The sequence below is a fragment of the Litorivivens sp. genome (assembly GCF_041624475.1).
Lineage (GTDB): Bacteria > Pseudomonadota > Gammaproteobacteria > Pseudomonadales > Spongiibacteraceae > Litorivivens.
In genome coordinates this window covers 121,017-146,199 of sequence record NZ_JBFJUX010000005.1, presented here as the reverse complement: position 1 = coordinate 146,199, position 25,183 = coordinate 121,017, and the positions used below count along the sequence as shown (strand labels likewise).

Here is a 25,183-nt window from a genome sequence, read left to right as displayed (position 1 = left end):
ATCTTGCGGGTCTGCGGGAAGATGATGAAAAGAATGCTGGTGCTTCTGGTGTTTGGCCTGATGTGTTCGGGGCTGTATGCGGAAGTGATGAAGACGCTGTACGACGTGCGGGTGCCGGTTAGCCAGCGCGGTGAGGCGGAGCTGTCCGGGGCGGTGGTCGAAGGCCTGAATACCGTGCTGGTGCGGGTAAGCGGTCGGGCCGATATAGGACAGTTTGATTCCGTTCGCCAGGCGCTGCGGCAGGCGCGGAACCTGTTGCTGCAGTACCGCTATGACCGGGAATTCGTGGATGGCGAGGAGCAGCTGCTGGTGGCGCTGAGTTTCAGTGAGCCGGAAGTGAATCGTCTGTTGCTCCAATCCGGCCTGCCGGTGTGGGATAAAAACCGCCCGCAAACGCTGGTCTGGCTGGTGGTCGACGATGTCAGTGGTCGGCAGTTTGTCAGCGAGGAAACGCATCCGGAGATCGTGGCGGCACTGCGCGAAGCGGCGGCGGCACGTGGCTTGCCGCTGGCTTTTCCGGTACTCGATATCGACGATCGGATTCAGCTCAATATCGATCAGGTCTGGTCCATGCAGCTGGATGCGGTGCGTCGCGCCGCCGAGCGTTATCGCACCTCACACGTCCTTACCGGGCGCATTACACGCCTGTCGACTCGCTGGTTGGGCAATTTCGTTTATCTCAGGGCAGGCGACGAGGCCTTTGTTGATCATCAGGCGCCGATGGTTGCGGAGATTCTGACGCCGACTGTCAATACGATTGCCGATGAGCTGGGTGCGCGCTACGCGGTGCTGCGCTCGGAAGGGGGCTCGCTGAATGCCAATATTGTGGTCAGCGGAGTCGATGATTTTCGCGATTACGCTCGTCTGCTGACCTACCTTGAAGGCGTTGCGGTCATCGAGCACGCTAACCCTGTCTGGGTGGACGGGTCACAACTGATTGTGCAGCTTCACCTGCAAGGCAGCATCGACAAAGCCCGTCAGTTTTTTCAGCTGGATAAAAAATTGCTGGAAGATGAAAATCCCGGCCTGGCGTTCTCGGATTCACAGCTGCCACTTGATCAGATACACAGTTATTACCGGTGGCAAAACCTGCCATGAACCCGTTGAACGAAGCTCCGAACACGCGTCTTTTGTTACTGGCGGCAGCAGTGTTTGCGCTGGCGCTGCTGATCCACCTGCTGAAACCTATTCTGGCGCCCTTTCTGGTCGGAGCCTTGCTCGCCTACCTGGGCGATCCGCTGGTTGATCGGCTGGAGGCCCGCAAACTTGGCCGTACCTCGGCGGTGTGCGTGGTCTTTCTGGGCTTGAGCCTGATGGGCCTGGTCGCACTGTTGATTGCGCTGCCGCTGTTGATCGACCAGTTTCAGCTGCTGAATGTGCGCCTGCAATCGCTGGTGCAGTGGTTGCAGGGTAATGTGCTGCCGGAATTGAAAGCGCGGTTCGGCGATGGCGCCTCCCTGTCGCAGGCCGGGCAGGCCTTGGGCCAGAATATCGGTACTGCGGGGGATGTCATTCTGCGGCTGTGGTCGCGCATTACCGGCTCAAGCCTGGCCATTGTCGGCTGGCTCAGCACCTTGGTATTGATTCCTGTGGTGACGTTTTATCTGCTGCGTGACTGGGACATTCTGGTTGCGAAGATCGGCGATTTACTGCCGCGCCGGGTAGAGGGTCGGGCGACTCTCATTGCCCGCGAGTGCGACGAGATTCTGGGCGCCTTTATTCGCGGTCAGCTACTGGTGATGGCGGCACTAGCGGTTATTTATACGGCCGGGTTGTGGCTGGTTGGGCTTGAACTGGCGCTGGTACTGGGTTTGCTTGCCGGCCTGGCGAGTATCGTACCCTACATGGGCTTTGTGGTCGGTATCGTTGCGGCCGTGATTGCGGCCTGGTTTCAGTTTCACGATATCTGGGTGCTGCTGCAGGTGGGGGTGGTGTTCGGCATTGGGCAAATGCTGGAAGGTATGGTCTTGACCCCTCTGCTGGTTGGTGACCGCATTGGCCTGCATCCTGTAGCGGTGATATTCGCCCTGCTGGCGGGCGGGCAGCTGTTTGGTTTTGTTGGAATACTGCTGGCTTTGCCAACCGCAGCCGTGGTTATGGTGATGCTGCGGCACGTGCACACCAGTTACCTCGGTAGTGATTTTTACTCGGCGGGCCGCCAGCTGCCGGAGCAGCCGTCGCCGGAAACTTCGCGAGACAGTACACCGAATGAGTGAGCAGCTGGCGCTGGGGCTCGGCCCCGACAAATTTTTGACCTTTGAAAACTTCTACGTCATTGGCTCCAATCGCTTGCTGGTCAATCAGCTGGGCCTGCAGGCCCGTGGCGAGGGTGAGCAGTGGGTTATGGTGCACGGTGGCGCGGAGAGTGGCCGCAGCCACCTGTTGCAGGCCAGCTGTCAGGCGGCGGCCGCCGCCGGTCGTGTCGCGTCCTATCTTCCACTGAAGGAGATGGGCGATTATTCGCCGGCAGACGTGCTGGCCGGAGCGGAAAGTCTCGACCTGTTATGCCTGGATGATGTGGATCTTGTTATGGGGCGGGCCGACTGGGAAGAGGCTCTGTTTCATCTTTATAACCGGGCAGTGTTGAGCGGCACGGCGCTGTTGCTGTCGTCCCTGCGGCCTGCCAGCGGTATGGACTGTGCATTGCCAGACCTGCGGTCGCGTTTGGCCAGCTTCAGCGTCTACCAGCTGCACGCTTTGAGTGATGAGGAGCGTTTGCAGGCGCTTGTTTTCCGCGCGGAAGGTCTGGGCATGGAATTGACCGCCGAGGTGGCGGATTATCTGTATCATCGGGCGGCAAGAAACCTCGCTGCTCTGTTTCAGATTCTGGAGCAGCTTGACCGGGAGTCTCTGCGTCATCAGCGCGCTCTGACCAAGCCCTTTGTGAAATCGGTGTTGGGCTGGTAATTCCGGTAGATCAATTGTTAATTTATTCACTTAAGCCTTTAATTAGACTGGCTTTACCAGTTTTTTTGCGCTATACGTATGCCAGTTGAAAAAAATAACGACTGAGCGCGAGAAAAGCTCGCCACTGTCAGAGTGAAAACTCAGGTCTCAGTTATTCAAAATCCAGTTACTGGATCAAAGTAAGGCGTTCACGCAAGGGGAGTTAATAATGAACAAAACTATTGCCGTATCGATTCTGGCTGCCGCGGCAGCAGGTCTTTCGACAACGGCCGCAGCAGAAGGCCCATGGCGGGCCAGTCTGTCCGTCGGTCAGCAAACTTTCGGTTCCGACCGCGACCTGGATGATGCCACTACCGGCATTTTGGGTATCGAGCGGCAGCTGTCTGAAGACTGGGGTGTCGAATTCCGCTACATGAATTCAGCTCCGGATCACAAATATCTCAGCAACGTAGACGCTGACCTGAACCAGGGAAGCCTGGATCTGCTGCGCTACTTCGGTGGCGAGCGCTGGAAGCCCTACGCGGCTATCGGCCTGGGTCACGCTGAGTTCAATTTCGACGGCGCAGCCAACAGCACAGAAACCCAGGCCAACATCGGCGGCGGGGTGCGTTACCTGTTCGATCAGAACTGGTCTGCGCGTCTCGACGCCCGTGTCATTAACGGCCTGGACGTTGAGCAGACTGACGGCCTGATCAGTTTGGGTGTGGCTTATGCCTTCGGTGAGTCGAAGTCTAAACCCGAGCCCAAGCGCACGCCGATGAAGCCAATGGAAAAAGACACTGACGGCGACGGTGTGGGTGACACCACTGACCGTTGTGCCAATACGCCCGTTGGCGTGGTAGTCAATGCCGCAGGTTGCCCGCTCGATACCGACGGTGACGGCGTAGCTGACTACAAAGACAAGTGTCCGCAGACTCCAGCCGGCCGTCAGGTTGACGAAACCGGTTGTAAATTCGTGCTGACCCGCACCGAGCAGGTCCGCATGGAAGTGAACTTTGCGTCCAACTCAGCGGACATTCCTGCGCAGTACATGCCGGAAATCGCGAAAGTTGCCGAGTTCCTGAAGAAGTTTGGCGGTGTCAGTGCAGTGATCGAAGGTCACTCTGACAGCTCCGGTGCTGACGCTTACAACAAGACCTTGTCTCAGCGTCGCGCTGATGCAGTGAAAGCTGCACTGGTAACTCGCTACGGCATTGATGCCTCACGCCTGACTGCTATCGGTTACGGTGAAGAGCGTCCGATCGCTTCCAACGATACCCGTGAAGGGCGTCGTGAGAACCGTCGCGTTGTTGCTGTACTGAAGGCTGAAGTTTCCGAGTAAACCAAGCGCTTCTTTAAAAGGCCTCCCACGCGGAGGCCTTTTTTTTGGTTAAATATCCCTGATGACAAAAATAATCAGGTGAACAGTGAATTCCAGTTACCCTCGCCCTGCCACCGCCAACTATGTTCTTGTCATGTTGGTGCTGGCCTACATATTGTCCTTTATCGATCGCAATATCCTGGCTTTGCTGGTCGGGCCGATACGGGCTGAATTCGAGCTGAGTGATTTTCAGTTCAGTATTCTGCACGGCTGGGCGTTTACGCTGTTTTATATTTTCCTCGGGCTGCCCATTGGCTGGTTGGCCGATCGCTTTTCCCGCAAGTGGATTATTACCAGTGGGATTTTTCTGTGGAGCCTGATGACTTGTCTGTGCGGTTTCGCCAAAAACTTCGGCTCACTGTTCGCGACTCGCATTGGTGTTGGGGTGGGTGAGGCGGCCTTGTCACCGCCGGCCTATTCGCTGATGAGTGACTACTTCGAGCCGAAGCGGCTGCGTTTTGCCACCGCTATTTATACCGCAGGAATAACGGTGGGTAGCGGTACCTCCTACATGATTGGCGGTTGGCTCTATGAAAAGTTCGACGCCATGGGCGGCTGGCAGGTGCCGGCACTGGGCTGGGAGTTCAAGGCCTGGCAGCTGACCTTTATTACCGTTGGTCTGCCGGGCGTGCTGGTGGCTGCCCTGTTTTTACTGGTGCGCGAGCCGGTCAGGCAGAAAACGGCGCTCGACAAGGATGAAGGCGCGGATTTGGCTGATGTCGGCCAGCATTTGCGAAACCATTGGCAGGCCTATACCTCACTGATTATGGGAATGTCGATGATGGCGGTGATTGGCTACGGCATGCTCACCTGGCTGCCCGAATTTTTGCTGAGAACCTACGGGATGGACAAGACCAGTGGCGGCGCCTGGCTCGGCGGCATTTTTATTATCGGAGGCACTGCAGGGACATTTTCCGGTGCCGTCTTTGCCGAATTGCTACAACGCCGCGGTTATGAGGATGCCAATATGCGGCTTATCGGTCTGGTGGCTGCCATCGTGGCGATCCCGGCCGCCCTTGCGGCGCTTATGCCGGAGGCCGGGCTTGCTCTGGCTCTCTACGCGCTGGTGACCTACCTGCAGTACACCCACTTCGGGGTGGGGATTGCGGCCCTGCAGCTGATTACGCCCAATCAAATGCGCGCCCAGGTTTCGGCCCTGATGCTGTTCGCTACCAATCTGTTCGGGCTGGCTCTGGGAGGGAGCTTTGTTGCTTTCTTTACCGACTTTGTCTACCAGAGCGATAGCGCCTTGAATCTGTCGCTGGCTTCGGTGGCGGCCATTGTTTATCCGGTGGCTGCGCTGGCTATTTTCTGGGGTTTGCGCCATTACAGGGCGGCCCAACAAGCCATTGAATAATAAGGATAAAAAATCCTTGAAGTCATTCAGGCTCGATTGGCACAGATATTGAATTGTCTTCCATGGCAAGCGGGCTTTTACTGGTGCAACCCTGTTTTGGTGCACATCTTCCAGTAAAGCCTGATTTTGCCCGCACCAAGGTGGTGCTTACGCATTATTGGGAGACATTTCATGCTGTTCGGGCGCAAAGACCGCAAACCGATCAAAATCACCGACAAGAAAGTGGTGGACTGGAAGTACGCCGTGTGTGGCTACTGCTCCACCGGTTGCTCGATAGAGGTCGGGTTGAATGCGGACGGCAAACCCGTCGCCAGCCGGGGCAAAGGCAGCGCCCCGGTCAATCAGGGCAAGCTGTGCATCAAGGGCATTTTCGAACACGAGCTGGTGACCACGGCGGGCCGGGGCACCGAGCCCTTAATGCGCGACAAGATTTATAACCCCTATCGGAGTGCAAGCTGGGACGAGGCTCTGGACCGCACGGCCAGCGAATTCATGCGCATCCAGGAAAAATACGGTCGCGACAGCGTCGCCGTCGTCTCCACCGGTCAGCTGCTAACCGAAGAGTTCTATACCCTGGGCAAGCTGGTGCGGGGGGTGTTGGGCACCAACAACTACGACGGCAACACGACCTTGTGCATGGCGTCGGCCGTGTCCGGCTACAAGCGCTCCTTCGGGTCTGACGGCCCGCCCGGCTGCTACGAAGATTTTGAAGAAACCCACTGCCTGATGGCCTTCGGTTCCAATTTGCCGGAGCAGCATCCGATTATTTACTGGCGTTTGAAAGAAGCGCTGGAAAAGCGCAAGTTCCCGCTGATTGTGGTGGACCCCCGGGTAACCATGATGGCCCAGTTTGCCGACATCCACCTGCCTATCACGCCGGGGACCGATCTGGTGCTGCTGAACGCCATGGCTCACGTGATCCTGAAGGAAGGGCTGCAGAAGCAGGACTACATTGACGCCCACTGCAACGGCTGCGACGAGCTGAAAGCCACGGTTGAAAAATACGACCCGGAATCCGCTTCTCGGATCTGCGGAATAGATGCCGATACCATTCGCCACGTCGCCCGGCTTTACGCCAAAGCCCCTTCGGCCATGAGTATCTGGACCATGGGTATCAATCAGAGCACCCACGGCAGCGACGGTGTCTGCGGTATCAATAACCTGAACCTGATTACCGGCAATATCGGTATTCCCGGCGGCACTTCGCTCTCCATTACCGGTCAGTGCAATGCTATGGGCACCCGGGAATGGTCCTCCTGTTCCGGCTTGCCAGGCTACCGCATGCTGGAAAAAGAAGAGCACCGCAATGAGGTCGGCGCCTTCTGGGGCGTCGACCCGGAGTTTTTCCCGAAGAAGCGCGGCCTGCAGCAGACCGATATTTTTCCGGCCATCGAATCCGGCGAGATCAAGGCATTGTGGATCGTGGCGACCAACCCCTTGACCTCCATGCCCAATCAGCCGCGTATCAAAAAAGCGCTGGAAAAGCTGGAGTTCATGGTGGTGCAGGACGGCTACGCTGATTGCGAAACCGCCAAATATGCCCATGTTTATTTGCCCGGCGCGGTCTGGGGTGAGAAAGAAGGCGTGCAGACCAACACCGAGCGGCGGGTTAATCTGGTGCGCAAATTTGTCGAGCCGCCGGGCCAGGCCAAGCCGGATTTCTGGGTATTTAACGAGCTGGCGAAACGCTTTGAGCAGGGTCGAAAAATCCGTTTTCCCGAAACGACCTCGGAAATCTTTGATGAAATGAAGCAGCTCTCCAAAGGTGAGGGCAGAACGCTGGATATTTCCGGTATGAGTCACGATGCCATTGAAGCCCAGCGCGGCATTCAGTGGCCCATGCGTGAAGGCGAGGCGACGGGTAATCCGCGTCTGTACAGCGACGGCAAGTTCCAGACCCCGAGTGGCAAAGCCAACCTGCTGGCGATGGATTATATCGAGAACAATGAGGTTCCCGACAACCAGTTCCCCTTCTGGTTGAACAGCGGTCGTGTGGTAGAGCATTTTCACACCCGCACCAAGACCGGCAAGATCGGCAATCTGAATAAATTCAGCCCAACCCCTTATATGGAGATGAATCCCGACGCGGCGCGCGAACTGGGGGTGCAGCATATGAGTTACGTGCGGCTTGTGTCTCGACGCGGTGATGCGGTGGTGATGGTGCAAACCACCCAGCGGGTGCCGCGCAATATGGTGTTTATTCCCATGCACTACCACGACTGTGTAAATCGCTTGTCGCTTGGCCTGCTCGATCCGTATTCGCGGCAGCCGGCCTTCAAGCAGTGCGCGGTGCGTATTGAACACGTAGATCAGAAAGAAGCAGCGCGTTTGAACGTTGAGCGCAGGGCGTTTTAAGAGACAAAGGTTTTCAATATGTGGCAAGTAAGAGACGACGAACCCGGATACGCTTTCCTGAAAGAGCCGAAAGCGCCCGAGGTTAATTATTACGAAGCGCCGATCGACCTGATTGCGCGCTCGGGTGGTGCGGCTGAGCCTGGCCGGGAAATGTTTATCAACGATGAGCCCGGTGTGGGCAGCAATCCCAATCGCAACAAGCAGCATGCCTTTCATTTTACAGCGGACAACTGCATTGGTTGTCACGCCTGTGAAGCAGCCTGTTCCGAGAAGAACGATAACCCCGCGCATATCAGTTTTCGCAGTGTCGGTTACGTGGAGGGAGGAACCTATCCGGATTTTCGCCGGATGAATATCTCCATGGCCTGTAATCACTGCGACAACCCGGTATGCCTGAAGGGCTGCCCAACCCGGGCCTATACCAAGCACGCGGAGTATGGCGCGGTGCTGCAGGATCCGGAAACCTGCTTTGGTTGCGGCTACTGCACCTGGGTGTGCCCCTACAACGCGCCGCAGCTCGACCCGATCAAAGGTCAGGTGTCCAAGTGCAATATGTGTGTGGATCGGCTCGAAGTGAATCTGAAGCCGGCGTGCGTGTCGGCCTGTCTGGGTAATGCCCTGAACTTTGGGGTGGTGGAAGACCTGCCTGAGAACCGCGAGCAGGGCAAGGTATCTATCCCCGGATTCCCCGACCCGGAGATCACTCACCCGAATATCCGTTTCCAGCAGGTCCAACATATGCCGGATGAGGTGACCCGTCCGGACGGCATGCCGGTGAAGTATCACAAGGATGAGGACGGCCAGTACCGGCCGGTGGTGGATCAGAAAAAAGGTGTGGAGCGGCACTGGAATATCAAGCGGCTGAGCTCGCGGGAGAATCCGCTGGTTATCTTCACTCTTTCAAGTCAGGCGGCGCTGGGTTTGTTCTTCAGCCTGTTTCTGGGCACTCAGGCGGGTATCGAGCCGCTTCAAATACTGCGCGACTCCGTGATGTATGTGCCGCTGGTAGCCTTGGCTGTTGCCTTTGCCGGACTGGGCATGCTGATGTCTGCGACTCACCTGGGCAAGCCACTGCGTTTTTACCGAGGCTTTAACAACCTGCGGCACTCTCCGGTGTGTCGCGAGGGTTTGGGGGTTCTGCTGTTTATGGTGTTTGGCGGCTTGCATCTGTTGGCGGCGCTGCCGGAAAACAGTGTATTCCAGTCGCTGCTGGGTGATTGGGGGCGCTATCCCACGCTCGCCAATGTATTTGGCTGGTTGGCGATTCCCTGCGGTGCAGTAGGGCTCTACTACATGTACCGCTGCTACCGAATCCCGGCGCGCCCCTTCTGGGACCACTGGCAGACAGGCAGCAGTTTTGCCGGCACCAGCCTGGTATTTGGCGGTCTGCTGCTGGGGCTGATCGGCGTGCCGACGCTGCTGTGGCTGGCGCAGCCTGCTGACTCGCTTATTGTACTGTGCGCTGCCCTGGTCTGTGTGGGCACGGTACTGGAAGCCGTTGGTTTGTGGCGCCATGCTACTGATATGAACGTGGGCAATAACGAGGGGAGTGCGTCGCACTATGTGCAGAGCACCGTGTTTGGCAAGAGCTACACACTGCGTAACGCCCTACTGGGTATTAACCTGGCGCTTTCAGTAGCTCTGCTTAGTGGCGCGGTCAGTGGTTGGGCTGTTCTGCCGCTGGCCTTGCTGTTGGGCGTTACCGCTCTGACCGTCGCGTTGATAGGCAGAGCCCTGTTCTATGTGCTGGTCATACCCACTACCATGCCCGGCGCCTTTTTCTGGAAGAACAAGGATTTTGAAGAGCATGCCCGTGAGATCGGGCTGGCCCATATGCCGCAGGTGGGGGTGGTTTACCACAACCACTGAGTATCAGGCGTCTTGGCAAAAGTGCCTCAGGCGTAATCGCGCAGTCTCGTTGTCGTTGCTGCGCGATCTTGTTTTAGCTCGTCATAAACCATTGCGGATTTCTCCGCGCGCATACGTTCGATAATGGTGTTGAGTACCTGTTGTTTGCGGGCGCGAAAAGCACTGGCTTGCTTTGGGTTCGACGCAGGCTGGCTATCGACGTGTTCGCGAGGGATATAGTCACCTTGCAACACGGTTTGTCGTGCGATCCGGGTTATTTTTCTATTCATGCGGCTGATACCTGATTTTATTATTTTGTTTTTTTAATGGTACAGCAAAATAGAGCGAAAATGCCTTCGCGGCTAAAATGGCTTGGTTAGTTAAAAACAAAAAACCCGGGCAAGCCCGGGTTTTTAAAGCAAATTATGGCTTATACAAATTGCAGCAGAGCCAGAATTACCACAGTCAGACCAATGCTGCAGTGAATAACACCTTTCACTGTCGTCATTGGTCCGGTTTTGCCGAAGATGGCGTTCAGCTGGAGGGCGGCAATCAATGCCAGTGCGATCCACAAGCCCAGCGGCAGGCTGCTTGCGCCGTAGCTGGCAGCGCCAGTGCCGTGGAAAGAACCCATCATGCCAAGCAACATCGGGCCGGAGAACAGGGTGTTGGTGCGCGAAGCCAGGCCGGCTTTCGGCGCTGCAGTCGCTGCGTCACCTTCGGTGATGCCACAAACAATCTTCTGGTTCGGCCAGATGATCAGCCAGACGTTGAGGAACATCAGCGTGCCCAGGGTAGCGCCTACAATAATGTAGGAATCCCAGCCGTGGGCCTGACGAACCAGCTCGAGCAGCACAACACCGGTCAGGAAGGTAAACATGGCGCCCCAGCGGAACCACCACAGCGCACGCGGCGCCAGCTTTTTAACGGCGTCGGCTTTGGCGCCCGCTTCGGCTTCCTTGAAGTACTCGGTCTGAACAAAGTTGAAGTAGTAGAGCAGGCCGATCCACGTAATGCCGAACAGCACGTGCAGCCAACGGAACAGAAGGTCGGTGGTAATAACGTTTTCCATAGCGGTCCCTATCAATTGTGGCAAATTGAACTTTTATGACTCCTCGCCCTCTGACGATCTGCGAGGAAAGCTTGTTGTGGCCGCAGTATAGCAAAAAGATTGAAAAGCTAGAAATATCGATGGTTTGCGTTTGCCTCTAAGTGTTCGATGTAAACGCTAACTGCAGCACTTTTGTCTGTGACAGGCAACTGTCATAATGCTGGCCGCGCACTGCATCCAGGAGTAGCCATGACCCACCCCAGTAGACCCGACGGAATCAAGCCGGACGCCGACGATATTCAGGCCTTTCAGCGCGAGCGCCGGACCCGTATTGTGGATCGGATTGGGGATGTGCCAGACGTCAAAGGCGGCGGTGGCGGGGCCATCGGCGGCGGCTGGTTGCAATGGCTGCTTATTCTGCTGTTACTGGGTGGCGCCTACTACCTCTACCAGCAGCTGGATCTGGCGAAAGCCCAGCTGGTGCTGGATGAGCAGCGCATTATGCGCCTTGAAAAGCAGCTCAATATCACCGACGAGAGCGTCTCGGAGTCCAGTGATCAGTTTCAGAAGCAGATGGAGTTCCTCGATACCGAAATTCGCAAGCTGTGGGACAATGTCTGGAAACGCAGCAAGGAACAGCTGGCCGAGCACGAGACCAAGATTGGCAAGCTGGAAACCAGTCTGGCATCGATCAACAAGCAGTTTGAAAGCCTGAACGCCAAGGTGGCCGCGGTAGAAAAAAACACGGCCGCAGACAAGAAAGAGTTGGCTTCGCTGAAGGTGCAGCTGCAGAAAACCCGCGATATGGCAGAGACCAACTGGAGCGAAATTGCCGACCTGAAGGCGGGTGGTAATGTGGCAGAGAAAGTGGCGAAGCTGGAATCGCGGGTCAAGGCCAACGAAGAGTGGCTGGAGTCAGTCAACGCCTTTCGCAAGCAGGTGAATCGCGACATTACCAATCTGCGCACCGCCATGCAGGGCTATCATGGCAGCAGCGCGCCCTAAGCGGCAGCAAGCGATGAAAGCCGCTCCACACTGAGGTATACTGCCGCCCCCGATTCTCGCGGGTGGGGCGGCTGGTGACGATTACCGGAACGCTCGGCTCGCAGTACAGTGAGGCAGCCGATGACCGTAATCCGTAAAGACGACCTGATCAGCACCGTGGCTGATGCCCTTCAATATATCTCCTATTATCACCCCGTCGATTTTATCCAGGGCGTTTACCAGGCCTACCAGCGCGAGCAGAACCCCGGCGCCAAAGACGCCATGGCGCAGATTCTGATCAATTCCCGTATGTGCGCCGAGGGCCATCGCCCGATCTGCCAGGACACCGGTATTGTCACTGTCTTCCTGAAAGTGGGCATGAACGTGCAGTGGGAGAGTGATATCTCGGTGACTGACATGGTCAACGAAGGGGTGCGCCGCGCCTACAACCATCCGGATAACGTGCTGCGGGCGTCCATCCTGTCCGACCCAGACGGCGCCCGTCAGAACACCAAGGACAATACCCCGGCGGTAATTCACTACGAAATCGTGCCAGGCGACAAAGTCGAGGTCTATGTAGCGGCCAAGGGCGGCGGCAGTGAAGCCAAATCCAAGTTCGCCATGCTTAACCCCTCAGATTCAGTGGTGGACTGGGTGCTGGAGCAGGTGCCGAAGATGGGCGCCGGCTGGTGTCCACCCGGCATGCTGGGTATCGGTATCGGCGGTACTGCCGAGAAAGCAATGCTGGTCGCCAAGGAAGCTCTGCTCGACCCCATCGATATCCACGAGCTGCGTGAGCGCGGCCCGTCCAATCGCTCTGAAGAGCTGCGGCTGGAGCTGATGGAGAAAGTTAACAAGCTGGGTATCGGCGCCCAGGGTCTGGGCGGCCTGACCACCGTGCTGGATGTGAAAGTTAAAGACTATCCGACCCATGCCGCAAACAAGGCTGTTGCCATTATCCCGAACTGTGCAGCAACCCGTCACGCCCATGTCACCCTCGATGGTTCAGGCCCGGCTTCGCTGGCGCCGCCGTCGCTGGAAGACTGGCCGGAAATTACCTGGGAAGTCGGCGAAGGCGTTCGCCGTGTCGATCTGAACACCGTAACGGCAGAAGACGTAAAAGCCTGGAAGCCCGGTGAAACCATCCTGTTGAACGGCAAAATGCTGACCGGTCGCGATGCCGCTCACAAGAAAATGGTCGACATGCTGGCCAAGGGCGAAAAACTGCCGGTGGATATGACCGGCCGCTTCATCTATTACGTGGGCCCGGTTGATCCGGTACGTGACGAAGTGGTTGGCCCGGCTGGCCCCACCACCGCGACCCGCATGGACAAATTTACCCGCACCATGCTGGAAGAAACCGGTCTGCTGGGCATGATCGGCAAGGCCGAGCGCGGTGACATTGCCATCGACGCGATTCGCGATAGCGAGGCGGTCTACCTGATGGCGGTGGGTGGCGCGGCTTATCTGGTCGCTCAGGCCATTAAACACGCCGAAGTGGTTGCCTTCCCCGAATTGGGTATGGAAGCGATCTACGAGTTCGACGTGGTGGACATGCCGGTAACCGTTGCGGTGGATGCCCATGGTGATTCGGTCCACAAATCCGGCCCGGCCAAGTGGTCGAAGATTATTGAAGAGCAGGCGATAGAGGTAGTTTGACCTGGGGGCGGTAGGGTTTTTCGGTCGGACGTCGGATGTCGAACGTCTGACGCTAAACCCTCTATTGCAGCATCGCGCGGCAAAGCCGCGCCCGCTTTTACGTCGGGTGTCCAGCGTCCGACGTCAGACCGCCGCCCAATACCGGCCAAAGTCAGGTGCCCCAGCTATCTCCGCCAAGCGTCACCCCATTTGCATTCCACTCCCCACCCATGTGAAATACCGCAAACCCCAAGCGGATACCTGAGCCTTGCCCAATCACACCTTCTACTGGCACGACTACGAAACCTGGGGTGCCAACCCTGCCGTTGATCGCGCCTCTCAGTTCGCTGGAGTGCGCACAGATGCCGAGCTGAACATTATCGGCGAGCCGTTGGTGATTTATAACCGGCCGACCCCGGATATCGTGCCCCACCCGGAAGCCTGTCTGGTGACCGGCATTACCCCGCAGGAAGCCCTTGAAAAGGGTGCCAGTGAGCGGGAGTTTATCGGCGCTATTCACCGCGAGCTTTCACAGCCCGGAACGATTGGTGTGGGTTACAACAGTATTCGCTTTGACGACGAAGTTACCCGCCATACCTTATATCGCAATTTTCTCGACCCCTATGCCCGCGAGTGGCAGAACGGCAACGCGCGCTGGGATCTGATTGATGTGGTGCGGCTGTGCTGCGCTTTGCGCCCGGAGGGGATTGAGTGGCCGCGCCGTGACGACGGTGAGGTCAGTTTCAAGCTGGAGCTACTCACTGCGGCCAATGGTCTGTCCCATGAGTCGGCTCACGATGCCTTTTCCGATGTGCTGGCGACTATTGAGTTGGCCAGAATCGTAAAAACCCGTAAACCGAAGCTGTTTGACTACGCCCTTTCCCTGCGCAAAAAGCAGAACGTTGCTCAGTTGCTCGATCTGAACAAACAAAAGCCTCTGCTGCATATCTCGTCGCGCTACCCCGCCAGCCGGTTTTGCGCGGCGCTGGTGATGCCACTGGCGATGCACCCGGTGAACAAGAACAGCGTTATCGTGGTGGACCTGATGGCGGACCCGGAGCCGCTGCTGGAACTGCCGGCGGCGCAGGTGGCTGAGCGGATTTTCTCGCGCAGTGAGGATCTCGGCGAGGGGGTGGAGCGCATCCCTATAAAGGAAGTACATATCAATCGCTCACCGATGCTGGCGACCTCGAACCTGCTGGATCAGGCGGCACAAGACCGCTTGCAGATCGATATGGCGCGCTGCGAGGCCAACTGGCAGAAACTCAGCCGGGTGGATTTGCGCAGTAAACTGAACGATATCTTCACCCTGCGTGAATTTGATGAGCACACCGACCCGGAGCGGATGCTCTACAACGGCGGTTTTTTCAGCAATGAAGACCGGCGGCTGATGAATGATGTTGCCAGTGCCTCGGGTGAGCAGTTGGCAGAGCGCACCTTTCCCTTTGCCGATAATCGGTTGCCCGAACTGTTGTTTCGCTATCGGGCGCGCAATTTTCCGCATACCCTGACTGCGGATGAGCAATCCCATTGGCGGGAATTCTGCCAGTTGCGGCGCCATTCCGAGGACGAAGGAGGGCTGACGGTTGAGCAGTGCCTGGAACGCATAGAGACGCTTCGCCCCGAGCAGGATGCCGACAAACAGACGGTACTGGACGCCCTGGCGAGCTATGTGAAAGGGCTGTCGTGAGCGCGTGGTGGGTTTACATCATTCGCGCGGAGAGCGGCAAGCTCTACACTGGCATCAGTACCGATGTGGAAAGGCGCTTTCGCGAACACGCCGGCGAACTGGGTAACGGCGCGCGTTTCTTTCGGGGCGACCCACCGGCAGCCATTGAATACCGCGAAAGGGCAGACGATCGCGCCAGCGCCTCCCGGCGCGAGGCCGAAATCAAAAAATTGCGGCGGGCAGACAAACTGCTACTGATCGCCCGCCACCAACAGGAAGTATCTCTTGGCTGAAGTAACTGAAAACCGCGACCCCAGTAAAAATATTGGGGTACTTAAAGCCATGCTGCGGTTTCTGCGGCCCTACCGGGCCCAGGTCATTGGCGCGAGTATTGCGCTGGTCTTTACCGCCGGCATCACGCTCTCCATAGGACAGGGCATTCGCCTGCTGGTGGATCAGGGCTTTGCCAGCGGCACCCCGGCAATGCTCAATCACGCCCTGCTGGTGTTTATGGGCCTGGTGTTTTTGCTGGCAGTGGGCACCTTTACCCGTTTTTATCTGGTGTCGTGGATTGGCGAGCGGGTGAGTGCGGATTTGCGCAAAGCGGTGTTCGACCACGTGGTCACGCTGCATCCGGGTTTTTTTGAAACCAACCTCTCCGGTGAAATTCAGTCGCGCATTACGACGGATACCACCTTGTTGCAGACGGTCATCGGTTCGTCGGTATCCATCGCCCTGCGCAATGCACTGATGTTTGTCGGCGGGATTATCTGGCTGATTATCACCAACCCAAAATTGACCGGTATGGTACTGCTCAGCGTGCCGCTGATCGTAATTCCTATTCTGGTATTTGGCCGCCGTGTGCGGGCGCTGTCACGCAGCTCCCAGGACAGCATCGCCAGTGTCGGCAGCTTTGTTGGCGAGGCGCTGAAAAATATCAAGGTGCTGCAGGCCTTTAACTATCAGGAGCGGGACAAGGCCCTGTTCGGTCGACACGTAGAAGACGCCTTCCGCATTGCCATTCGACGGATCAATCAGCGGGCCTGGTTGTCGACGGCGGTCATTCTACTGGTGCTCGGCGCCATTGCCGCCATGCTCTGGGTGGGTGGTCACGATGTGCTGGCTGGGCGGATCAGCAGCGGCGAGCTGGCGGCCTTTGTGTTTTATGCCCTGATGGTGGCGGCTTCGGTCGGAGCAATCTCCGAAGTCTACGGCGATTTGCAGCGGGCGGCAGGCGCAACGGAGCGATTGTTGGAGCTGCTTTCCGCGCGCAGCCTGATTGTCTCGCCGGAAAATCCCCAGGCGCTGCCCGCAACGGTGCAGGGCGAACTGAAGCTCGATGGCGTGTGTTTTGCCTACCCATCACGGCCAAACTATCTGGCGATCAATGAGCTTACCCTGCACGTTCCAGCCGGGACGAGTATGGCGTTGGTGGGCAGCTCCGGTGCGGGAAAGTCAACGCTGGTGGATCTGCTGCTGCGTTTTTACGATGTGCAGTCGGGCAGCATTACTTTTGACGGCGTTGAACTGCGGGATCTCGCGCCGGAAACCCTGCGCGCCCAGATCGCGCTGGTGCCGCAGCAACCCGTGCTGTTTACCGGAACCGTGGCCGACAATATCCGCTACGGCAACCCGGAAGCCAGCGAAGCTCAGCTGATTGAAGCGGCAAAAGCCGCCTACGCCCACGAATTTATTGAGCGCCTGCCAGAAGGCTATGACAGTTTTGTCGGTGAAGGCGGAGTGCGCTTGTCTGGTGGTCAGCGCCAGCGCGTGGCCATTGCCAGGGCCATCCTCAAGGATCCAAAACTGTTATTGCTCGACGAAGCCACCAGCGCACTGGATGCGGAAAGCGAATTTCAGGTGCAGCAGGCCCTGCAGCGACTGATGAAAGGGCGAACCACCATTGTTATCGCCCATCGCTTGGCCACGGTGGTGAAGGTGGATAAGATAGCGGTGCTTGATCACGGCCAGCTCGCGGCGCTGGGTACGCACGGTGAATTGATTAAAAACTCGCCGCTGTACGCCCGCTGGGCCAGCCTGCAGTTTGATCAGGCCGACGATACAACCAACTCCGAGGAAACCCCGTGACGTTTACCGGTAGCCATATTCTGTCCATCACCCAGTTTGAGCGGGAGCAGATTGAACAGCTGTTTTCGGTGGCGGACCGGATGGAGCCTTATGCCCATCGGCAGCGGGTTACCCGGGTGCTGGACGGCGCCATTCTCGGCAATATGTTTTTTGAGCCTTCCACCCGAACGCGGGTCAGTTTTGGCTGTGCCTTTAACCTGCTGGGTGGCGAGGTGCGGGAAACCACTGGCTTTGAAAGTTCGGCCCTGGCCAAGGGTGAATCCCTTTATGACACCGCCCGGGTGCTGAGCGGTTACAGTGACGTGATTGTTATGCGCCACCCTACATCGGGCTCGGTTGCCGAATTTGCCCGCGCCAGCCGGGTGCCGGTGATCAACGGTGGCGATGGTTCCAATGAGCACCCCAGTCAGGCCCTGCTCGATCTTTACACTATCCAGAAAGAACTGCGGCACAAGGGGCGTGAAGGCATCGATGGTCTACGCATCGCATTGATTGGCGATCTGAAATACGGCCGCACGGTGCATTCTCTGTGCAAACTGCTTTGTCTGTTTAAAAACGTAACGGTCACGCTGATATCGCCGGACGAGCTGCGCATGCCCGGCGATATTGTCGAGAACCTGCGCGCTGCGGGTGCGACGGTGGTGGAAAGCGACGCCATGGAAGCCAGTATCAGTCATGTGGATATTGCCTATTCCACCCGTATTCAGGAAGAGCGCTTTGCCAGTAAGGAAGAGGCCAATCTCTATCGCGGGCGCTACCGTTTGAATCAAACGATTTACACCCGCTACTGCGAGCCCAATACGGTGATCATGCACCCTTTGCCGCGGGATTCGCGCGCCGAAGCCAACGAGCTCGACAACGACCTTAACGAGAATCCCAATCTCGCCATTTTCCGGCAGGCCGACAATGGCGTGCTGGTGCGTATGGCGCTGTTTGCCCTGATATTGGATGTGGCTGACCAGGTAGATCGGCACGCCCGCGACGTTAACTGGTATACCGAGCGTCGATTCTGATGAGTTTTTCCCGCGACGATTTTACGATTGAATCGGAAAAACGCCTGTGGAAAGGCTTTTTCGAGGTGGTTGATGTCAGTCTGCGCCACCGGCTGTTTAGCGGAAAGTGGAGCGGTGAGGTCCGCCGGGTGGTGGCGCGGCGTCGCGAAGCGGTCGGTGTGCTCATCTACGACCCGGCAATGGATGCACTGGCGGTAGCTGAACAGTTTCGTATTGGCGCACTGAATCGCCATCCTTCCCCTTGGTTGATGGAGTTGATCGCCGGCTTGATGGAGCCGGGAGAGTCGCCGGAGGATGTGGCGTACCGGGAAAGTATCGAAGAAGCCGGGGCGCAGCTCACGGCTCTGGAGAAAGTCGCCTCCTATTATTCGTCGCCGGGCGGCAGCGATGAGTATTTTCATCTCTACTGCGGCTGCGCCGATCTCTCCCGTTCCTCTGGCATTCACGGCTTGCCCGAAGAAAACGAAGACATCCGTTTGCACGTGCTGCCGGTTGACGAAGTGCTGGCGATGATGGATGCCGGCGTTATCGACAACGCCCACTCGCTGGTGGCATTGAACTGGTTTGCCCGTCACCACGCGCGTCTGCGCGAACACTGGGGTTAAATCTTGAGCGCAACTCCTCCCAAGGCCAGCGGTCTGTTGCGATCCAGTGCGGTGGTGGCCGTGATGACCCTGCTGTCGCGGGTGCTGGGTCTGGCGCGGGATATCGTGATTGCGGCGATGGTCGGTGCCACGGCCAACGCCGACGCCTTTTTTGTCGCCTTTAAAATCCCCAACTTTCTGCGCCGCCTGTTTGCCGAGGGCGCCTTTTCCCAGGCTTTTGTGCCGGTATTGGCGGAGTACCGGGAAAAGGGCAGCATGGCTGCGGTGCAGCACCTGATCGACCGGGTGGCCGGCGTACTGGGCGGTATCCTGCTGTTGGTGACGACGCTGGCGGTAATCGGTGCCCCAGTGGTGGCGACCCTCTTTGCGCCGGGTTTTTACAATGACCCGCTGAAGTTTGCCCTCACGGCAGACATGATCCGTATAACTTTTCCCTATCTCTTTCTGATTTCCATGACCGGCTTTGCCGGGGCGATTCTCAACAGCTACGGTCGTTTCGCTGTGCCGGCGTTTACCCCGGTACTGCTTAACCTCAGTCTGATCGGGGCGGCGCTGTTTATCTCTCCGCTAATGGAGGAGCCCGCCGTGGGTCTGGCCTGGGGTGTTATGATCGCCGGGGTTTGCCAGCTCACCTTTCAGCTGCCTTTTTTGCAGCGCATCCACTTGCTGCCAAGACCACGCTGGGCCTGGCATGACGAGGGCGTGCAGAAAATCATTACCCTGATGATTCCTGCCCTGTTCGGGGTGTCGGTGAGTCAGATCAATCTGTTGCTGGACACGGTGATTGCGTCCTTCCTGCCCACCGGCAGCGTGTCCTGGCTGTATTACTCGGACCGGCTGGTGGAGCTGCCGCTGGGTGTGTTTGCGATCGCCATCGGCACCGTGATTCTGCCCAGCCTGTCGCGTCATAATATCGGCAGTGACAAATCGGCTTTTGCCGGCACCCTGGATTGGGCCATTCGCGCGGTCCTGTTGTTGGGGGTGCCGGCGGCGGTTGCCCTGTTTATGCTGGCCGAGCCGGTATTGATCACCCTCTTTAAATACGGCGAGCTGGCCATGCGCGACGTGGAAATGGCGGCCTGGAGTCTGCGCGCCTATACCGCCGGCCTGCTGGCTTTTATGCTGATCAAGGTGCTGGCGCCGGGTTATTTCGCCCAGCAGGACACCAAAACCCCGGTCAAGATCGGGGTGATCGCCATGGTCGCCAATATGGGGCTGAATCTGCTGTTTGCCATTCCCCTGCACCACTATTATCAGCTTGGTCATGTCGGGCTGGCACTGGCCACCGCCTGTTCGGCTTGGCTGAATGCGGCTCTGCTGTTTCGGGGCCTATATCGCAGTGGCGCCTATCAGGCTCGCAGCGGCTGGGGGCTCTACGCAGTGCGCCTACTCAGTGCCACGGCGGCCATGGCCGGCCTGTTGTGGCTCTTGTTGGGGCGGGTTGAGGCCTGGGTAGCGCTCAATGCCGCTCAGCGGGCGCTGGAAATGGCTCTGCTCTGCGGGGCAGGCGGTCTGACCTACGCCGGTGTTCTTGGTCTGCTGGGAGTTCGTCTAAGACATTTCAGAGGCCAGACGACTAAGTTATAATCACGCGCTTCTTTATGCAGCGGGCCCCTCATGGAGTTAATCCGAGGTTTTCACAACATTCGCGATCGGCACCGGGGTTGCGTGGCGACCATTGGTGCTTTCGATGGTGTTCACCTCGGCCATCAGGCGGTGTTGAAGCAGTTGATGGCCAAGGGCCGCGAGCTGGGCTTGCCCACGGTTGTGGTGGTCTTTGAGCCGCTGCCGCGCGAGTTTTTCTCGCCGCACGAAGCGCCGCCCCGGCTGATGAGCTTTCGCGAGCGCTTTGTGGAGCTGGATAAGCTGGGTATCGATCGGATCATGCGTATCCGTTTTACTCCCAATTTCCGGCAGCTGGGCGCGATGGAGTTTATCCGCAAGTTGTTTGTGGATGGTCTGGCAGCCAAGTTTATTGTGGTCGGTGACGATCTGCGTTTCGGCCGGGATCGCAGCGGCGGTTTTGGCATGCTGAAAAAGGCCGGCGAAACCTACGGTTTTGAGGTAATGGATACCGCCACTCTGACCCAGAGCGACGAGCGGGTCAGCAGCACTCGAATCCGCGAAGTGCTGGCCGAGGCGGATTTCGCCGAAGCCGAGCGTCTGCTGGGCCGGCCCTACAGCATTGCCGGCCGGGTTATTGTAGGCCAGCAGCTGGGTCGCACGCTGGGGGTGCCCACAGCGAATATGGAGCTGCACCGGCTGCGCTCACCATTGGCGGGCGTGTTTGCGGTGGAAGTGGAGTGCCCGGACGGGGTTACCCGCAAGGGTGTCGCCAATGTTGGCACCCGGCCCACGGTGGATAATCTGCCCAAGGCCATTCTGGAAGTTCATGTGCTGGATTACAGCGGCAATCTGTACCGGCGCAATATCAAAGTCCTGTTCCGCAAGAAGTTGCGCAATGAAATTCGCTTTGACGGTCTCGAAGCCCTGAAAGCGCAGATACACAACGATATTGAAACAGCGCGTCACTATTTCGCTGAGCGCGGCGATGATTGATTTTTGGATGCTATGAGCGACTACAAACACACATTGAATCTGCCTCAGACGGCTTTTCCCATGAAAGCCAACCTGGCTCAGCGCGAGCCGGGCATGCTGAAAAAATGGCAGGAAGGCAAACTCTACGAGGCCATCCGCAAGGCCCGGGCCGGTCGTGAAAAGTTTATCCTGCACGACGGCCCCCCTTACGCCAACGGCGATATTCACCTCGGGCACGCGGTCAATAAAATCCTCAAGGACATGATCGTTAAATCCAAGACGCTGGATGGGTTTGACGCTCCCTATGTGCCCGGTTGGGACTGCCATGGCCTGCCCATTGAGCTGAATGTTGAGAAAAAGGTCGGCAAGCCCGGCCACAAGGTCGACGTGCGTACCTTCCGTCAGAAGTGCCGCGACTACGCCAGCAAGCAGGTCAAAGGTCAGCGCGACAGCTTTGAGCGCCTTGGCGTTCTGGGCGATTGGGATGAGCCCTATCTGACCATGAATTACGCCTTTGAGGCGAATATCATTCGGGCATTGGGCAAGATCGTTGACAACGGCCACGTGCACAAGGGTTTCAAGCCCGTGCACTGGTGTACCGACTGTGGTTCGGCGCTGGCGGAAGCAGAAGTCGAATACCAGGACAAAACCTCGCCGGCCATTGATGTGGCTTTTGCAGTGGTCGATGCGGCGGATTTCTCGCAGCGCAGTGGTGTTGCGGTAAGCGCAGTTGATCTGGTGATCTGGACCACTACGCCCTGGACCTTACCCGCTAACCAGGCGGTGGCCCTGCACCCGGAACTTGAGTATGTGGTGGCCTCTTATAACGGTCGCACTGTGGTACTGGCGCAGGAGCTGCACGAAAAAGCACTGGCTCGTTTCGGTGCGCAGGAGTTTGAATTGCTCGGCAGCTTCAAGGGCGCCGCGCTGGAAGGCTTGAAACTACAGCACCCCTTTTACGATCGGCAGGTGCCGGTGATACTCGGTGACCACGTCACGGTCGATGCGGGTACTGGCGCGGTGCATACCGCGCCCGGCCACGGCGCCGACGACTTTGTGGTGGGCAGCAAATACAATCTGGACGTGCTGAACCCGGTGGGCGGCAACGGGGTGTTTCTCGAAGAAACCGAACTGTTTGCCGGTCAGTTTGTACACAAGGCCAATCAGCCGATTATCGAGCTGCTCGAAGAGCGCGGCCGTCTGCTGCACAACGAAAGCTACGAGCACAGCTACCCCCACTGCTGGCGCCACAAATCCCCGATTATTTTCCGCGCCACACCGCAATGGTTTGTCAGCATGCATCAGAACGGTCTGCTCGATACTGCGCTGAAAGCCGCCGACGAAGTGCAGTGGCTGCCGGAGTGGGGCAAGGCGCGCATTGAATCCATGATGCAGGAGCGCCCGGACTGGTGTATTTCCCGACAGCGAACCTGGGGTGTGCCCATTGCCTTGTTTGTGGATAAGCAAACCGCCGAACTGCATCCCGATACGCCCGCGCTGATTGAGAAAGTGGCTGAGCGCGTAGAAAAAGAGGGCATTGATGCCTGGTTCGAACTCGACGCCAGTGAACTGCTGGGCGCCGACGCCGAGCGCTATGAAAAAGTCACCGATACCTTAGATGTCTGGTTTGATTCCGGGGTGACCCACTACGCGGTGTTGAATCAGCGCGAGCAGCTGCAATACCCGGCGGATCTCTATTTGGAAGGCTCGGATCAGCACCGGGGCTGGTTCCAATCCTCGCTGCTGTCTGCGATTGCCGTAAATGGTAGTGCGCCCTATAAGACCGTGCTGACCCACGGTTTTACCGTGGACACTAACGGTCACAAGATGTCGAAGTCGCTCGGGAATGTGATTGCGCCCCAGGAGGTCATGAACGATCTCGGCGCCGATGTGCTGCGCCTGTGGGTGGCCACTACGGACTACCGCGGCGAGATGACGGTGTCCAAGGAGATTTTCAAGCGCACCGCAGATCTTTATCGCCGTATTCGCAATACCGCCCGCTTTATGCTGTCCAATATGGCAGGCTTTGATCCCGAGAATGATCTGGTGGCCAGCGCCGATATGCTGAGCCTGGATCGCTGGATTGTGCATCACGCCGCGCAATTGCAGGATGAAATTCGCGGCGCCTACGATCGCTATCAGTTCCATCAGGTTTATCAGAAGCTGCATCATTTCTGTGTGGTGGAGTTGGGTGGCTTCTATCTGGACGTCATCAAGGATCGCCAGTACACCACGGGTGCTGACAGCCTGGCCCGTCGCTCGGCCCAGACCGCGCTGTACCATATTGCCCAGGCCATGATTCGCTGGATGGCACCGATTCTCAGCTTTACTGCTGACGAGCTGTGGGACAACCTGCCCGGCGAACAATCCGGCAGCGTGTTTACTGCCGAGTGGTATGAGGGGCTGGAGCGCTTTGACGACCCCGAGCGCGGCGATGCCTTCTGGACCCTGGTTCAGGAAGTGAAAACCGCGGTCAACAAAGCGATGGAAGAAGCCCGGAATAATAAGGTGATCGGCGGCAGCCTGCAGGCCGAAGTTACCCTGTTTTGCGATCAGTCCCTGCGCGGTGAACTGGAAAAGCTGGAGGATGAACTGCGCTTTGTGCTGATTACCTCCAAAGCCCGGGTGGCGGATCTTGCCGATAGCAAAGATGCGGTTGCCACCGAGCTGGATAATCTCGAAGTTTCAATTCGAGCCAGCGAAGGCAGCAAGTGTGTGCGTTGCTGGCACTACCGCGAGGATGTGGGCAGCGTAGAGGCTCACCCCGAGCTGTGCGTGCGTTGCGTAGACAATATAGAAGGTGATGGTGAACAGCGCAGTTATGCATAGTCGCCGGATTGTCCGGAACCTGGTGGAGACCGGAGTCATGCGCTGGTATCTGCTGGCCTTCGCCATGGTCCTGCTGGATCAGTGGACCAAGCACCTGGCCGACACGTACCTGTCCTACGGGCAGCCGGTGTATGTGCTGCCGGTGTTCAATCTCACTCTGCACTACAATACCGGGGCCGCCTTCAGCTTTCTGAGTGACGCCGGTGGCTGGCAGCGCTGGTTTTTTATTGTGGTGTCGCTGGGTGTGAGTCTGGCCCTGATGGTGTGGATGGCACTGATCAAAAACCAGCAGAAATTGCTGACTTTTTCACTTTGCATGATCCTCGCCGGTGCTGTGGGTAATCTGGTTGACCGCGTGGCATTGGGTTACGTGGTGGATTTTATTTCCCTGCACTGGAACAACTATTACTTTCCGGCTTTTAACTGGGCCGATACCTGCATTACCGTCGGTGCCGCCAGCATGCTGCTGGATATGGTGCTGCACCCGGAAAACCGTTGATATGACTATTGATAGCCAATCCCGCATTACGCTGCATTTCGAACTGGCGATGGAGGACGGTTCCGTCGTGGATTCCACTTTCGACCGCAGCCCCGCCACCTTTACCTACGGTGACGGCAGTCTGTTGCCGGGGGTGGAGAAGAAACTGCTTGGTATGCAGGCCGGTGAGAAAAAAGATTTTGAGCTGAAGCCTGAAGATGCCTTTGGTCAGCCCAATCCCGCCAATATCCAGCATTTCAAGTGCGATCAATTTGGCGCCGATATGGAATTGAATGAAGGCATGGTGATTTCCTTTGCCGACGCTCAGCGCGCCGAGCTGCCGGGGGTGGTGCAGTCGGTCAGTGAAGACGAAGTCATTGTGAACTTTAATCACCCGCTGGCGGGGCGTACACTGCGCTTTACTGCAGAAATTCTCAATGTGGAAGTTGCCGGGAAATGAGCG

General features: G+C 57.6%; 21 protein-coding genes. 19 read left to right on the top strand and 2 right to left on the bottom strand.

The features are described 5' to 3' along the window. Window positions 1–21 precede the first annotated feature (21 nt). The 7 genes from ABY734_RS08145 (at window position 22) to ABY734_RS08115 (ending at window position 9,848) form a co-directional block, all read left to right on the top strand. On the top strand, window positions 22–1,098 hold the full coding sequence (locus tag ABY734_RS08145; protein ID WP_372778479.1) for a DUF2066 domain-containing protein: 1,077 nt from the start codon (window positions 22–24) through the stop codon (window positions 1,096–1,098). Further along, entirely contained in the window at window positions 1,095–2,216 is a 1,122-nt protein-coding gene (locus tag ABY734_RS08140) for an AI-2E family transporter (protein WP_372778478.1), read from the top strand. The genes ABY734_RS08145 and ABY734_RS08140 overlap by 4 nt, the downstream gene beginning before the upstream one ends. Then, window positions 2,209–2,907 carry a DnaA regulatory inactivator Hda gene (gene hda, locus ABY734_RS08135; RefSeq protein WP_372778477.1) on the top strand — a complete coding sequence of 233 codons (699 nt, stop codon included), beginning with the start codon at window positions 2,209–2,211 and terminating at the stop codon, window positions 2,905–2,907. Before ABY734_RS08140 ends, hda begins: the two co-directional genes overlap by 8 nt. A gap of 208 nt (window positions 2,908–3,115) precedes the next feature. Further along, entirely contained in the window at window positions 3,116–4,228 is a 1,113-nt protein-coding gene (locus ABY734_RS08130) for an OmpA family protein (RefSeq protein WP_372778476.1), read from the top strand. An 85-nt stretch (window positions 4,229–4,313) separates the two neighbouring features. Continuing rightward, window positions 4,314–5,624, top strand: coding sequence for a spinster family MFS transporter (locus ABY734_RS08125; protein ID WP_372778475.1), 1,311 nt, complete (start codon window positions 4,314–4,316; stop codon window positions 5,622–5,624). Window positions 5,625–5,795: 171 nt separating this feature from the next. Continuing rightward, window positions 5,796–7,979: a molybdopterin oxidoreductase family protein gene (locus ABY734_RS08120; protein WP_372778474.1), complete on the top strand. Its 2,184-nt coding sequence runs from the start codon at window positions 5,796–5,798 to the stop codon at window positions 7,977–7,979. Window positions 7,980–7,997: 18 nt separating this feature from the next. After that, window positions 7,998–9,848 carry a DmsC/YnfH family molybdoenzyme membrane anchor subunit gene (locus ABY734_RS08115; RefSeq protein ID WP_372778473.1) on the top strand — a complete coding sequence of 617 codons (1,851 nt, stop codon included), beginning with the start codon at window positions 7,998–8,000 and terminating at the stop codon, window positions 9,846–9,848. Between the two features lie 26 nt (window positions 9,849–9,874). Here the strand turns inward: ABY734_RS08115 and ABY734_RS08110 are convergent, their stop codons facing one another. Together ABY734_RS08110 and ABY734_RS08105 are read right to left on the bottom strand one after the other, a co-directional pair. Beyond that, complete coding sequence (locus tag ABY734_RS08110; protein ID WP_372778472.1) at window positions 9,875–10,117, bottom strand: hypothetical protein; 243 nt, start codon at window positions 10,115–10,117, stop codon at window positions 9,875–9,877. Window positions 10,118–10,257: 140 nt separating this feature from the next. Continuing rightward, a complete protein-coding gene (locus tag ABY734_RS08105; RefSeq protein WP_372778471.1) occupies window positions 10,258–10,899 on the bottom strand; it encodes a urate hydroxylase PuuD in 642 nt (213 codons plus the stop codon). 228 nt (window positions 10,900–11,127) lie between these two features. On the opposite strand from ABY734_RS08105, the gene ABY734_RS08100 reads away from it, so the two are divergent. From ABY734_RS08100 to fkpB, 12 genes are all read left to right on the top strand, one after another. Next, window positions 11,128–11,883 (top strand): hypothetical protein, encoded by a 756-nt coding sequence (locus ABY734_RS08100; RefSeq protein ID WP_372778470.1) that lies wholly within the window; start codon window positions 11,128–11,130, stop codon window positions 11,881–11,883. Between the two features lie 120 nt (window positions 11,884–12,003). After that, a complete protein-coding gene (locus ABY734_RS08095) occupies window positions 12,004–13,521 on the top strand; it encodes a fumarate hydratase (RefSeq protein WP_372778469.1) in 1,518 nt (505 codons plus the stop codon). A gap of 247 nt (window positions 13,522–13,768) precedes the next feature. Beyond that, window positions 13,769–15,190, top strand: coding sequence for an exodeoxyribonuclease I (sbcB, locus tag ABY734_RS08090; RefSeq protein WP_372778468.1), 1,422 nt, complete (start codon window positions 13,769–13,771; stop codon window positions 15,188–15,190). Then, window positions 15,187–15,462: a GIY-YIG nuclease family protein gene (locus ABY734_RS08085; protein ID WP_372778467.1), complete on the top strand. Its 276-nt coding sequence runs from the start codon at window positions 15,187–15,189 to the stop codon at window positions 15,460–15,462. Before sbcB ends, ABY734_RS08085 begins: the two co-directional genes overlap by 4 nt. Then, the gene (locus ABY734_RS08080; protein ID WP_372778466.1) at window positions 15,455–17,257 is read left to right on the top strand and encodes an ABC transporter transmembrane domain-containing protein; all 1,803 of its coding nucleotides are present in this window, start codon (window positions 15,455–15,457) and stop codon (window positions 17,255–17,257) included. Before ABY734_RS08085 ends, ABY734_RS08080 begins: the two co-directional genes overlap by 8 nt. After that, complete coding sequence (locus tag ABY734_RS08075; protein ID WP_372778465.1) at window positions 17,254–18,270, top strand: aspartate carbamoyltransferase; 1,017 nt, start codon at window positions 17,254–17,256, stop codon at window positions 18,268–18,270. Before ABY734_RS08080 ends, ABY734_RS08075 begins: the two co-directional genes overlap by 4 nt. Continuing rightward, window positions 18,270–18,875: an NUDIX domain-containing protein gene (locus tag ABY734_RS08070; protein WP_372778464.1), complete on the top strand. Its 606-nt coding sequence runs from the start codon at window positions 18,270–18,272 to the stop codon at window positions 18,873–18,875. The genes ABY734_RS08075 and ABY734_RS08070 overlap by 1 nt, the downstream gene beginning before the upstream one ends. A 3-nt stretch (window positions 18,876–18,878) precedes the next feature. Continuing rightward, complete coding sequence (gene murJ, locus ABY734_RS08065; RefSeq protein ID WP_372778463.1) at window positions 18,879–20,462, top strand: murein biosynthesis integral membrane protein MurJ; 1,584 nt, start codon at window positions 18,879–18,881, stop codon at window positions 20,460–20,462. Window positions 20,463–20,492: 30 nt separating this feature from the next. Further along, window positions 20,493–21,434 (top strand): bifunctional riboflavin kinase/FAD synthetase, encoded by a 942-nt coding sequence (gene ribF / locus ABY734_RS08060; protein WP_372778462.1) that lies wholly within the window; start codon window positions 20,493–20,495, stop codon window positions 21,432–21,434. A 12-nt stretch (window positions 21,435–21,446) separates the two neighbouring features. Beyond that, a complete protein-coding gene (gene ileS, locus ABY734_RS08055; RefSeq protein WP_372778461.1) occupies window positions 21,447–24,242 on the top strand; it encodes an isoleucine--tRNA ligase in 2,796 nt (931 codons plus the stop codon). Continuing rightward, window positions 24,235–24,741, top strand: a complete 507-nt coding sequence (gene lspA, locus ABY734_RS08050) for a signal peptidase II (RefSeq protein ID WP_372778459.1) — start codon at window positions 24,235–24,237, stop codon at window positions 24,739–24,741. Before ileS ends, lspA begins: the two co-directional genes overlap by 8 nt. Window position 24,742: 1 nt before the next feature. Further along, window positions 24,743–25,180, top strand: a complete 438-nt coding sequence (gene fkpB, locus ABY734_RS08045; RefSeq protein ID WP_372778458.1) for an FKBP-type peptidyl-prolyl cis-trans isomerase — start codon at window positions 24,743–24,745, stop codon at window positions 25,178–25,180. Window positions 25,181–25,183 lie beyond the last annotated feature (3 nt).

Bases quoted from the DNA above. Each gene is read 5' to 3' on its own strand.
- ABY734_RS08130 (WP_372778476.1), top strand. From the start codon at position 3,116: ATGAACAAAACTATTGCCGTATCGATTCTGGCTGCCGCGGCAGCAGGT.
- ABY734_RS08070 (WP_372778464.1), top strand. From the start codon at position 18,270: ATGAGTTTTTCCCGCGACGATTTTACGATTGAATCGGAAAAACGCCTG.
- hda (WP_372778477.1), top strand. From the start codon at position 2,209: ATGAGTGAGCAGCTGGCGCTGGGGCTCGGCCCCGACAAATTTTTGACC.
- ribF (WP_372778462.1), top strand. From the start codon at position 20,493: ATGGAGTTAATCCGAGGTTTTCACAACATTCGCGATCGGCACCGGGGT.
- ABY734_RS08110 (WP_372778472.1), bottom strand. From the start codon at position 10,117: ATGAATAGAAAAATAACCCGGATCGCACGACAAACCGTGTTGCAAGGT.
- ileS (WP_372778461.1), top strand. From the start codon at position 21,447: ATGAGCGACTACAAACACACATTGAATCTGCCTCAGACGGCTTTTCCC.
- ABY734_RS08115 (WP_372778473.1), top strand. From the start codon at position 7,998: ATGTGGCAAGTAAGAGACGACGAACCCGGATACGCTTTCCTGAAAGAG.
- ABY734_RS08095 (WP_372778469.1), top strand. From the start codon at position 12,004: ATGACCGTAATCCGTAAAGACGACCTGATCAGCACCGTGGCTGATGCC.
- ABY734_RS08145 (WP_372778479.1), top strand. From the start codon at position 22: ATGATGAAAAGAATGCTGGTGCTTCTGGTGTTTGGCCTGATGTGTTCG.
- ABY734_RS08100 (WP_372778470.1), top strand. From the start codon at position 11,128: ATGACCCACCCCAGTAGACCCGACGGAATCAAGCCGGACGCCGACGAT.
- ABY734_RS08120 (WP_372778474.1), top strand. From the start codon at position 5,796: ATGCTGTTCGGGCGCAAAGACCGCAAACCGATCAAAATCACCGACAAG.
- fkpB (WP_372778458.1), top strand. From the start codon at position 24,743: ATGACTATTGATAGCCAATCCCGCATTACGCTGCATTTCGAACTGGCG.
- ABY734_RS08140 (WP_372778478.1), top strand. From the start codon at position 1,095: ATGAACCCGTTGAACGAAGCTCCGAACACGCGTCTTTTGTTACTGGCG.
- ABY734_RS08105 (WP_372778471.1), bottom strand. From the start codon at position 10,899: ATGGAAAACGTTATTACCACCGACCTTCTGTTCCGTTGGCTGCACGTG.
- lspA (WP_372778459.1), top strand. From the start codon at position 24,235: ATGCATAGTCGCCGGATTGTCCGGAACCTGGTGGAGACCGGAGTCATG.